11 protein-coding genes are annotated in these 11,786 nt (G+C 41.0%); 3 read left to right on the forward strand and 8 right to left on the reverse strand.

Annotation, left to right across the window (positions count from 1 at the left end):
• Positions 1 to 197: 197 nt before the first annotated feature.
• Both VSQ62_RS28015 and VSQ62_RS28020 read right to left on the reverse strand, forming a co-directional pair.
• A complete protein-coding gene (locus VSQ62_RS28015; RefSeq protein ID WP_004074355.1) occupies positions 198 to 1,595 on the reverse strand; it encodes an MFS transporter in 1,398 nt (465 codons plus the stop codon).
• 167 nt (positions 1,596 to 1,762) lie between these two features.
• Positions 1,763 to 4,801 (reverse strand): glycoside hydrolase family 2 TIM barrel-domain containing protein, encoded by a 3,039-nt coding sequence (locus tag VSQ62_RS28020; protein WP_016219905.1) that lies wholly within the window; start codon positions 4,799 to 4,801, stop codon positions 1,763 to 1,765.
• Positions 4,802 to 5,007: 206 nt separating this feature from the next.
• Here VSQ62_RS28020 and VSQ62_RS28025 point away from each other — a divergent pair, with 206 nt between their 5' ends.
• Positions 5,008 to 5,871, forward strand: coding sequence for an AraC family transcriptional regulator (locus VSQ62_RS28025; protein WP_004074364.1), 864 nt, complete (start codon positions 5,008 to 5,010; stop codon positions 5,869 to 5,871).
• 72 nt (positions 5,872 to 5,943) lie between these two features.
• Here VSQ62_RS28025 and VSQ62_RS28030 read toward each other — a convergent pair whose 3' ends face one another.
• From VSQ62_RS28030 to VSQ62_RS28040, 3 genes are read right to left on the reverse strand one after another with little or no spacing between them, the layout of a single operon-like run.
• Positions 5,944 to 6,267, reverse strand: coding sequence for a hypothetical protein (locus VSQ62_RS28030; RefSeq protein WP_016219904.1), 324 nt, complete (start codon positions 6,265 to 6,267; stop codon positions 5,944 to 5,946).
• Complete coding sequence (locus tag VSQ62_RS28035; protein ID WP_004074366.1) at positions 6,264 to 6,572, reverse strand: hypothetical protein; 309 nt, start codon at positions 6,570 to 6,572, stop codon at positions 6,264 to 6,266. Before VSQ62_RS28035 ends, VSQ62_RS28030 begins: the two co-directional genes overlap by 4 nt.
• Positions 6,573 to 6,585: 13 nt before the next feature.
• A complete protein-coding gene (locus VSQ62_RS28040) occupies positions 6,586 to 6,996 on the reverse strand; it encodes a single-stranded DNA-binding protein (protein ID WP_004074368.1) in 411 nt (136 codons plus the stop codon).
• 481 nt (positions 6,997 to 7,477) lie between these two features.
• Here VSQ62_RS28040 and VSQ62_RS28045 point away from each other — a divergent pair, with 481 nt between their 5' ends.
• Complete coding sequence (locus VSQ62_RS28045; RefSeq protein ID WP_016219903.1) at positions 7,478 to 7,894, forward strand: plasmid mobilization protein; 417 nt, start codon at positions 7,478 to 7,480, stop codon at positions 7,892 to 7,894.
• The gene (locus VSQ62_RS28050) at positions 7,866 to 9,521 is read left to right on the forward strand and encodes a relaxase/mobilization nuclease domain-containing protein (RefSeq protein WP_016219902.1); all 1,656 of its coding nucleotides are present in this window, start codon (positions 7,866 to 7,868) and stop codon (positions 9,519 to 9,521) included. The genes VSQ62_RS28045 and VSQ62_RS28050 overlap by 29 nt, the downstream gene beginning before the upstream one ends.
• 62 nt (positions 9,522 to 9,583) lie before the next feature.
• Here VSQ62_RS28050 and VSQ62_RS28055 read toward each other — a convergent pair whose 3' ends face one another.
• From VSQ62_RS28055 to VSQ62_RS28065, 3 genes are all read right to left on the reverse strand, one after another.
• The gene (locus tag VSQ62_RS28055; protein WP_016219901.1) at positions 9,584 to 10,249 is read right to left on the reverse strand and encodes a hypothetical protein; all 666 of its coding nucleotides are present in this window, start codon (positions 10,247 to 10,249) and stop codon (positions 9,584 to 9,586) included.
• A 14-nt stretch (positions 10,250 to 10,263) separates the two neighbouring features.
• Complete coding sequence (locus VSQ62_RS28060; protein WP_016219900.1) at positions 10,264 to 10,758, reverse strand: hypothetical protein; 495 nt, start codon at positions 10,756 to 10,758, stop codon at positions 10,264 to 10,266.
• A gap of 91 nt (positions 10,759 to 10,849) precedes the next feature.
• Positions 10,850 to 11,737, reverse strand: a complete 888-nt coding sequence (locus VSQ62_RS28065) for a hypothetical protein (protein WP_171286697.1) — start codon at positions 11,735 to 11,737, stop codon at positions 10,850 to 10,852.
• Positions 11,738 to 11,786: the final 49 nt, after the last annotated feature.

An 11,786-nucleotide genomic window follows, 5' to 3' on the forward strand; every position in this document is an offset into this window, starting at 1 on the left:
ACTGAATATTTTGAGCATCCTTACCATGTATAAATACTAAAAGGACTATTTTGTGAGAACTGAATATTTTCTTAAGGCCATTTCACAAAAATGAAGTGGTCCTTTTTTATTTTCAAAATACAGTTCAATCACTTTATATATAGAAAAAAGCACTGTCTCATCGAGCAATGACCAGACAACGCTTTCTCCTGTCAATTCTAATTTATGTCTGATGCATCTGTTACTTCATCTGCAGCAATTCCTTTTTCTGCTTTCAGTTTTTTATTTGCATCTTCAACATTCATTCTTGAAAGTGCAAACATAATCAATACATCAAAGATTAACGGAAGCCAAAGATACATGAACTGCATCATATCAAGTGCAGACTGTGGCTGAGTTGCATTTGTTCCGACATATCCACTGAGCTCAAGCATCCATCCAACAACAGCGGTTCCAATACCTCCACCGATTTTTACACCAAGAGAAGTACAAGAGTACATCGTTCCATCAATTCTCTTTCCCTGTGTAAGATAAGTGTATTCAGAGCAGGATGCAATAACAGCATTCATATCTCCCTGCCATGGTCCCTGACCTAAGGCTGCAAGAGCTGTAAACGCCATCATCAGCGGAACACTACCCATATATCCGGCAACAACAACAAGTGCTCTACCGATGACTGCTAAGACATAACCTCTTAAGTTCAGTTTATACATGCCTTTCCACTTACCAACTAATGTCGGTGTAAAAATCAGGGCAATGATCAGTGGAATATTTACTGCCCATGCAAATTGTCCAAACAAATTCTTATTTTTCAGTACCCATGTCATGTAATAAATGCCAGCTCCAATCATGGCACCATATAACTGCTGTAAAATATATGTTCCACAAATCATCATGTAATATTTGTTTTTGACAAGAAGCTTGAATGCCTGTACCATTCCATACTTTTCATTATCATTCTTTACTTCTCCTTCATTAAGTTCTTCCTCCGGAAGTTCCTTAACAGAAAGTGCTGAAATCGTATTTACGACCAGACCAATGATTGCATAGATAATAGCAACCGTTCTCCATGCCGCAGCATCTCCACCACATTTATCTACAAATCCAACTGTAATCGCCTGAATCAGAAGACTTGTTGAAAATGCAAAAATAAAACGGTAAGATCCCATCTGTACACGCTCTTTGCTGTTCTTTGTAATCAGTGACGTAAGTGCTGAATAAGCAATATTGTTTGCTGTATAAAACCCACCATTTAACAGTGTATAAGAAATAAAGAACCATGCATATTTAGCCGTTGTTCCCAAACTCACCGGTACTGCAAAGCAGCCGACCAGCGTAATGGCACAACCAATATATCCGTATAGCATCCAGGGTTTCGCTTTTCCCATTTTACTGTGTGTTTTGTCAATCATTGTTCCAAAAAATATATCCGTAAAACCATCAAATAGTTTTGATACGGCAATCAGGGTACCCACGACACCTGCAGCAAGTCCTACCGAGTCCGTCAGATAGACCATCATAAAAGATGTCAGGAACGCATAGACTACATTACCTGCAATATCACCTGATCCGTATCCAATTTTGTTATACCATTTCAAATACTTTTTTTCTTCCATCGAATTTCTTTGCTCCTCATCTTCATCGCACTTAGAATCTCAATATGGCTAACCGTATGATATCTAATTCTGTTTTTTTCTCTGATTTTGTCTGATTGCTCTGTATATCCGGACTTTACATTACAATCAGACTCTCTTTCCTTGTTTACGGGTTACATGAAACTTTATTATCCCTTTACATACGGTATCAGTGTAAACTGAAACCGGAATAATACATCATCAAATCGGTACTGCTCCAATACAACTGGACCACAACTATTAGAACCAATGCCATTTAATGCGTAGTCAACACAGAATACTACACTATCTGATTCTATTAATTCATAATTATGCGTTTTCTTCTCAAGTTCTTCCTGTGTATAATAAGAAGCATTGAATGAAAATGCCTTTTCTGCGGATGCCACAATTCCATATCGGCTGTTGTTAAGCTCTACATATTCACAATCATAATGGCTTCCATTTTCCTGTGGACGGATATAGTCCTCATGTAAATCCCCTACATCTGCCCGGTACAAACCGTGGCTCGCAGCCTGATGTTTATCACAATAACTTTCCTGTGGTCCCATTCCAAAGTATCTTACAGCTGAAAGTTTTTTATCCAGGAACATCCTCACACCAAATCTCGGAAGATCCGGGAATTCATCGTCTTTTGTTACTGCAATATCTGCATCAATCTTTCCAGCAGCTTCTATTTTCCATGTAATCGTCACATCAAGAATCTTCTGTACTGTCTCTGCCACAACGGAAGCATGGCTTGTAATCTTCACACCATGTTTTCCCTGCACAACCTCTGTCGTATAGGATCTTGTGTAAGCCTTATCATAGTGGGCTTTCTTCCATTCAGACTTGATGTACATATCGTTATCTGTTGGAGCTCTCCAAATATTTAATTCCATCGGATGGTTCAAGTATTCCCGCCCTGCGAATTTCATCTCTGTAAAGAGTGCAGTACGTTTGTCTATGGTATAAGCAAATTCACGCCCCTTGATATGAATCTGTGTATCATTTTCATTTACCTGTAATTCAGAGTCCACTACTGTTTTTGGTATCCATTTCTCTGCAAGTTTACATTTTGTATCCTCTTTACTTACCTCAATTTCATCAAATCCAAGAATATGGTCTTCATCCAACAGTGGCAATTCTTTTTTCAGATGGTAAATAAGTTTTAAATAACATTTCCCATTCTCTGGAACATTGATCTTCAGGTTTGTTTTTCCTTCCCCGTGTGGTGCCACAGAAAACTCCGGAAGTATGCCTTTGCTGATCACAAGACCATCCTGTGTCAGCTCATAACTAATCTTCACATAATCTTTCAAGTCATCAAAATCCATGTAGTTATGAAGCACCAGTTCTCCGCTTTCTTTGTTATAGGAAATAACTCTTGCCGGGCGATAAACATTCTTGTATTCGAAAAGTCCTGTATGTACCGTTCTGTCCGGATATACTAATCCATCCATACAGAAGTTGCCATCATGAATTTCTTCGCCATGGTCGCCCCCATAAGCATATATAGTCTTTCCATTCTCAGCAGTTCCATGAGCAATCGCATGGTCACACCATTCCCAGACAAAGCCGCCGCACATTTTATCATTATCCTGAATCATCTGGAAGTAATCTTCAAAATCTCCAGGTCCGTTTCCCATGCTGTGACAGTACTCTACCAAAAGGAAGGGTTTGCTTCCATCTTTATCCAGATATTCCTGAATTTCGGAAAGCGCTGGGTACATCCGGCTGTACACATCCAGATTGCTGTAATCATATGTTTCATCATAATTACGGTATCTTGCACTCTCATATTGTGTGATACGGTCTGGATCAAAATTCTTTGTCCATTCCAGTGCTTTTTCAAAGTTGCAGCCATAAGCACTCTCATTTCCCATTGACCACATAACAATACAGAAACGGTTTTTGTCACGTTCCACCATGAGTTTTACGCGATCAACGATTGCCTCTTCCCATACCGGATCATCTGCAATCTTCTCATTCCATCGTTTGAACCGATTGTAATCAGTGTCTTCTTTTCTGTAGATCATAAATGGACCATGAGCTTCAATATCTGCTTCATCTATTACCATGAATCCATACTTGTCACACATTTCATAGAAAAATGGTGCGTTCGGATAGTGGCTGGAACGGATCGCATTAAAATTATGCTGCTTCATTAACGTAAGATCGGTTGTAATCTGTTCCGGATTGATTGTAAATCCAGTAACCGGATCAGAATCATGTCGATTGACACCACGGAATTTAATCTTCTGTCCATTTAAATAAATAACCTGGTCTTTAATCTCTATCTTTCTTAATGCAATGTGATCTACAATTACTTCATTCTCTGTTTCAAGAATCAGTTTATATAGATATGGATTTTCTGTATTCCAAAGTTCCGGACTTGCGATTTCTAATACAGCTGTTCCTTCTTCAGCAATACTTCCTAGTGCTACAACTGCTCCGTTTCTATCTTCAATCGAAATTTTTACATTTAACGGAGAGTAGAATTTCATTTCAATTTCTACTTTCGCAAGCATATCCTCAATTCTTGTTTTAATATGATAATCACTGATTGCCTGTTTTGGGCGTTTCAAAATGTACACATCCCGGAAAATACCACTCATACGGAATTTGTCCTGATCTTCCAAATAGGAACCATCACACCACTTCATTACCAACACTGCCACCGTATTCGTTCCATCCTGAAGTACATCGGTAACATCAAACTCACTGGTCATATGCGAAACCTGGCTGTATCCTATGTAAGAGCCATTGATCCATACGTAAAAGCAACTGTCTACTCCTTCAAAGTTCAAAAAAGATTTTGGCGCTTTCTCATCTCTACTGTACTCAAAAGTATGTACATAGGCTCCACACGGAATGTCCTGTGGCACATATGGTGGATCAAACGGAAATGGATACCGGATGTTTGTATACTGGTGTGTATCATATCCAGCCATCTGCCATACACTTGGAACCTGAATCTCATCAAAATTTTCTGTATCATAATTCTTCTCAAAGAAAGAATCCTTAATGTCATAGATGCTGTTAAAATACTGGAATTTCCAAGTTCCATTCAATAACTGCATACGATCTGACTCTTCTCTGTGTTCCACCAAGTTATCCATTCTTCTGGATGCCGGAATATAATAGGCTCTGGCTGGCATTGTGTTTTCGTGCAGTACGCTTAGATTTTCATAATAACGTGGTGCGATCATAAATAGCTCTCCTCCAATACATATACTTTTTTGTTTTTTGTTCTTTGTTTTCCTAAAGCAAACCTTATACTTTACTTTTTGTTTACGTTCCTTAGTTATGCTATATATAGCTTATCCTAATTCGCAAAATATGTCTATGAATTGGATTAGACAAAATATGCACTAAATGATACAATGATAAAAAGTACGAAAAGAGGTGCTGTCCTATGCATTTGAACACCGGTTATTTGAACCACTCACATATGGATTTCAAAGACAAAAGTCGTCCGCTGATTGTCGGTAGCTGTGGTACTTACCGTCTTTCCAGACATCCCAAACTTCCGACCTACCGTCCAAGGGGTCGTCTGGATTATCAGATTATATATATCACTGCTGGTTGTGGGCATTTTCATTTTGATAATGTAAATAACGAAACGATTGTTCCAGCCGGCAACATTGTACTGTACAGACCGAAAGAACTTCAGAAATATGAATATTACGGAGAAGATAAGACAGAAGTATACTGGATTCACTTCACAGGAAGCAATGTGAAAAATATCTTACGTCAATATGGGTTTCCGGATAAAGAACGTGTCTTTCAAGTGGGTACATCTAATGAATATGAACAAATTTTCAAACGTATCATTATCGAGCTCCAACGCTGTCAAGATAATTATGAGGAAATGCTTGTCCTTTTGCTACGTCATCTTCTGATTAGTTTCCACCGTGAACTGACAAGAGAGCACATATTAAAAAATGAATATCTTGATCATGAGATGGATAATGCTGTTACCTTTTTCAGTGAAAACTACAATCAAAATATCAATATTGATGATTATGCTGCCTCACGAGGCATGAGTGTCAGCTGGTTTATCCGAAATTTCAAAAAATATACCGGTTCTACACCAATGCAATTCATTGTGGGAATCCGTATCAACAATGCTCAGATGTTACTTGAAACAACAACTTATTCCATCAATGAGATTTCTAAGATTGTCGGATATGATAACCAGCTTTATTTCAGCCGGCTTTTTCACAAGCTGAAAGGATATTCGCCAAGAGAATACCGAAAGCTGAGAAACAAATTCTGAAATCCACAAAGAGGATACCACCGAATTATCAAAACAATGATTTGTAATATCCTCTTCTCACTTTTGCTATTCTTATTTTACAAACTCAGCCGAATAATAATACATATACTCATTATCTGTATCTATGTATTCTCCTGTAATGTCCTGTATCGGCAACGAACTCACTCCTTGTTCGCCATAGATCAGTGCTGCCAATCCTTGCTCTGTTCCGTACTCTATCGTGCTTTTGTTCTCTATAGAGGTCGCAGATCTTCCATAATATTCTCTGTTTGCAACACCTTCCAAGATTGGCGTTTCTGTCATATATTTTGAATATTCATCTGCTGCAATAAGCTTTGCAGTAAAATTATCAAAATCCGGAGTGATGACAATCAATCCATTTTTTGCAGATTTCACGTCCTCATAGGAAAGTTCCAAAACTCGTTTATGAGAAACTCGTTTTCCAGAATGATATTCTGACAAGTAAACGTATAATGCTTGCCTAATATTTCTGTAAATTCCTCTGTGTCACATGACTCAAACATACACAAGATCATCTCCATTGTTGTTTCCAAAACTAAACGATCCATTTTCATTTGCGTCAGCTCTTCCATTGTTTTCATGGCAGTCATAAGTGCATCGCTTGTCATATGTTCTGTATTGATTCTTCCTTCTGAATCAATCAATCCTATTGCAAATAATTCTAAAAAGTATTTTCTCATAAATCTTGTCCTCCTATCGAAATGGCATTTCGTGTTCAAGTTCTTCTGGTATATCAAATGGGATCTTTCTCTTCTCTACTGGTTGAAATCCGTCAGATTCTTCTTTTTTTGTTTTGGCTTCTGCAAACTCCACATTATCCATAATGACTTCGGGATAATAGGATGCAGTTCCAGTCTGTTCATCTTTGATCTGAGAGATTACTAACTCTCCGGAAAGAGCAATCTTAATTCCTTTTTCAAGATATTTCTCCACAAATTCTGCATTATTTCCATAAGCTGTGATCATCACTACAAATGCTTTGCTGGTGCGATTTCTTTTTACTACCAATGGAAACCTGGATACTTTGGTTTGTCCCTTTTGCGTAGATGCCAGCTTAGTTTCTGGATCTCTGGCAAGTCTACCTATTAAAACAATCGTGTTCATTCTTCTTGTCCTCCTTATACATTCAGCATTATTTTTACGCTGTATCTACAGTATAAGGTTTAAGTAATTATCCGAGAAGTTTTTTGAAAACCACCGATAAACTGCGCTTTTCAGGATATTTCTTTGATAATGAAACTTCTCGGATAATGCTTTTTATTTCAGTTCTGACATAAAGAGCAAGATTCGCCTGAGTTACTCAAAACCCACTTCGTGGATTTTGCTTACCCGGCAAACTTGATGGTGATTCCGCTCCCCATGCCCTCGGTTCTGGCATATTTTTCAAATATGCAGATTGGCTCCTATTAAAAATAGTCGCAGCGTGATAATTCCTATCACGGAAAAATCCAAAAATTTTTATAAATCCCCTCTTTTCCTTTCCCATTCCATTTCCACAATCGGCTTATATTTAGGAACCCCTTTGTATTCCTACATTCAGGAAGATCAAAGTACGAATATATTTTTAACAGGAAGGAAGTACGAAATGGCAAGACCAAAGAAGGACAGGGAACTGCAGCACAAACACCAGATTATGCTCCGTCTCACAGATACGGAATATGAAATCGTGTCTGAAAGCGCAAAAGCCGCACACCTCCCACTGGCAGAGTATGCCCGGAAACAGATTATGCAGCAGAAGGTAACGGCAAAATATGAGATTGTGGCAGACCTGCCGGAGCTGAAAAAATTGATTGCGGAGTTTGGGAAGATCGGCAGCAACTTAAACCAGATTGCAAGGCATTTCAACAGCGGCGGCATCCATTCCCAAAGAATGCTTAAAGCAATCGGCCAAAGCGTAGCCAGAATCTACGAAATGAAGTATGAAGTGTTAAAGATGGCCGGGGATTTCCAGGCGGTTTCCGGAGGACGTTCTCATGGCAATCCTGAAACACATAGCGAGTAAAAATGCCAACTATGCAGAGATACAGCGTTATCTCATGTTTGAACATGATGAAGATACCAACAAGCCGATACTCAATGAAAACGGAGAATTGATTCCTCGCAAAGGATATATCATGGACGGTATAAACTGCGACTCATTCACCTTCGATATGGAGTGCAGGGAACTGAACGCCCTGTACCGTAAAAATGAATCTTATGATGAAATCAAATCCCATCATTACATTATCAGCTTCGACCCGAAGGACACAGATGAAAATGGACTGACCGGGGAACGGGCGCAGAAACTTGGGATGGAGTATGCCCGGAAAAATTTCCCCGGCCACCAGACCCTGGTCTGCACACACATGGACGGGCATAATAAAAGCGGCAACATCCATGTGCATATTGTCATTAACAGCCTGCGGAAATACGATGTGGAACGCCAGGGCTTCATGGAGCGGGCCTGCGATTCCCGTGCCGGATATAAGCACCATCTATCGAAAGATTACCTGATCCATCTAAAGCAGTCCCTTATGGATCTGTGCCATCGGGAACATCTGCATCAGGTGGACCTTCTTGCGCCTGCAGAAAAGAAAATTACAGACCGTGAATATCATGTGGGACAGAGGGGGCAAAAGAAACTGGACGAACGCAACCGGCAGATTCTGGCGGACGGCCTTCCCATTCGCAGAACGGCATTCCAGACACAGAAGGATTTCTTACGCTCCGCAATCGAAGCCAGCGCCGTCAGTTCCTGCAGCCGGGAAGAATTTCAAAAACTGCTCCTGGAGAAATACAACATCACGCTCAAAGTCAGCCGTGGAAGGTTCAGCTACCTCCACCCAGAACGAGGAAAATATATTACCGGCAGGATGCTTGGCACACATTATGAAGAAGATTATCTCCTGGAGCTGTTCGGGGAAAATTCAAAAAGTAAAGAATACAGAAAAGAAACCATTGCCAGTGAAACCTTTAATGCAGAATCGGAACAGCCTGCAGACCAGCCATCCGCTCCATTACAGGAAGCTCCTGTATCAATCCTGTTTATCAAGTCAGACCTGCGGCTTGTAACCAACCTGCAGGATTGTGTGAAAGCACAGCAAAATGCCGCTTATGCCACCAATAAAGTAAAACTTTCCAATCTAAAGGAAATGGCTAAGACCGTTGCTTATATACAAGAACGTGGATATGATACAAGAGATTCCCTGGAAGATTCATTTTCAGAGGTTAAGAACCTTGCTTCCAGTTCCAGAAAGGTTTTAAAAGATACGGAAGATAAGCTCCGGATATTAAATGAGCAGATCCATTATACCGGCCAGTACCTTGCCAATAAATCCGTCTACCGGCAGTTTTGCAGAGCAAAACACAAGGGACAGTTCCGGGAAGAACACCCTGCCGAGATTGCGCTTTACGAATCAGCCCGGAAATTCCTGCAAGGGCAGTCAGCAGACGGCAGGCTTCCATCCATCAAACTGCTGAAAGCGGAAAAAGAACAGCTATTGCATAAGAAAAAGGAAGCGCAGAAAACCTACCATTATTACCGGGATTATCAGAAAGAATTAAATACGGTCTGCTCCAATGTCGATAAAATTTTAGGGCAGGCCCGCACCAGACAGCCGGAGAAGCAGAAAGGCGCAGATATTTCCTGATTCTTCCGTCGAAAAACATCCGCAGGATTCTGATTATGGTTCTGCCCAAATTCCTGCGGATGTCATTCATTCCATTCTGATGGCTGCACCTGAAAATTCTGCCAAGCGTCAACTGAGGGTATTACAGAGCCAATGCTTTCGCTTTTCTCACGCATCACCTGGTACATTTCTTCCCGTTTTTTCTCTGCATACTTCCGTATTTCCCTCTGCGCCGTCCCAGTCGGCTCAAAGGAAAAATAGAACGGCTTTTCCCATCCCTCCCGGAACGGGTATGGGAAAATATAAATTTTTCTCAATCCCGTCGTATCTAAAAACAACTGGAAAATCTCATAAGGCAGGATTTCCCCGCATACCAGAACAGCTCCTGCATCTTCATAAGAAACCTGTTCCCGGTACACTGGCGAACCCAGGAATGCGAGCTGTTTTAGAGCGTTCATCCGTATCGCTTCTATCTGGGTACGCTGCCCCACACGCCATCTTGTCTGCGGTGCAAGCTCCCCGTAAATCCGGGCAGCTTCTTCGTCCTCCTGGATATCGTTGTCATAGTCATAACTGTAATTTTCCACTTTGATCTGGCCGTATGCCACAAGGCTTGCAAAAAGCGCAAGGGAATCCAGGTCAGTATATACAGACAGATGCCCCCTGCCCTGATAGGAACATAAGATATCCTCTAAAGCATCTATGATCTTTTTCATGGTTTCATATTTTTTATCCGGTTCTTTTTCCATTCCTTCTCCCTCTTTTATGTTTTGCTGCTGCCAGAAATTTTTGTCTCCGGCATATCCGGCGTCTTATCCGTCATTTCATTCTGCGCTTTCGCTGCCGCCTTTCCCAGCTTCTCTTTCTTTCGCTGTTCTGCCCTCCCTAAATCTACATAATGCGTCGCATATGCTTTTTCAATCTCCAGGTTTCCGCTCTTACTGAAACGGAGGGGGATTACTGCCTTATGCCCTTGCTTTTTCTTTACGCCCCAACGCTTGTAATAGCAGAATGACGGTTTTAAGTTTGTTTTCTTCGCATAGGAGCGGATCTGCTTCATAATAAATGAGAGTTTCTTCAAATTGCAGGTACAGACGGCTTCCAGATACTGTACTTTCCCGAATCTCCAGTCCTCATATTTCTGCCGGGGCAGCACCCCTATGTCAACCAGTACGTCTGTCGGGGCGGCATAGCCCCGATGCCGGCACTGATGGCAAACAGCAGAATGTACTTTCCCTATCAGTTCTGATTCCTTCACTTTGCCCTCCATGTAAATACCCCCGGCTGTATTCATTCACAACCGGGGATTCTATTATCTTTCCTCTATGGTATCTGCATAATGGCAACTATTATATCGTTTGAAGCAGTCCTTTTTCAATTTCCCGGACATCTTCCACAGAAAGCTCCGTAAAATACCCGGCGATTTCCTCTGCTGACATTTTTCCAGTCTTTAACATATTTTCTACTGCATCCCTTACTGCCTCACGTCTTTCACTGGCAACATAATTACGCATAATCCTCTCTTCATCAAACAAAGTCATCATGATAGACACAACCTCCTTTTCCCTGCTCTCCAGAAATTCACGGAGCAGATTCCTGTCTTTGCAGATGCGGATGGTTTCCGTGACAGCCTCCCGGCTTCTCCCATACCGCTTTACCTGTTCGTTATATACCTTTGTAAAAGCAACATACTGGCTGATGATGTCATTTCCTTTGCCGTCATAGATTACTTTTACCTTTACTTCAATGGAACATTCTTTTCCCTTGAAAAATTCTTTGGAAAATGAAATCGTTTCCGGCCTGCTGACACGCTCCCCTGTATAGATCATATATATCTCCGGCTCCGGCACATGGACTTTCTTGCTTCCATATAAATCTGCGTCCTGCTCTTCAAAATAATCATGGTAAACCTGCGCCAAATACATCAGCGCACGTATAATGATATTCATCGTCCAGCTCGACTGCTGCTCGACCAGGAATAAAATTTTGTCCCCAACCCGGAAACCCAGGTCATTATAGATTCCGTTGGTAAGCACGTTCCTTATCGTTATATCCGTAAGCGCATCTTCCGTAGTCTCCGTATCCTCCGGATGGAGCGCACGGTATAGCTGTATCAGGTATTTTTTATCCCGAAAGATCGTCGTGAATACGCTGTCTTTCACCGTATATTTGGCAAAGGAATCCTTTTTTTCCACTGCTTTCTCTTTTGGCTCTTCCTGTATTATTCCACCCTGCATAATATCACCCCGGTTCCGGCTTGCGCCTGGCAGTCTGACAGGGAGGTTT

Source organism: Sporofaciens sp. JLR.KK001, from assembly GCF_036941055.1.
Taxonomy (GTDB): Bacteria; Bacillota; Clostridia; order Lachnospirales; family Lachnospiraceae; genus Sporofaciens.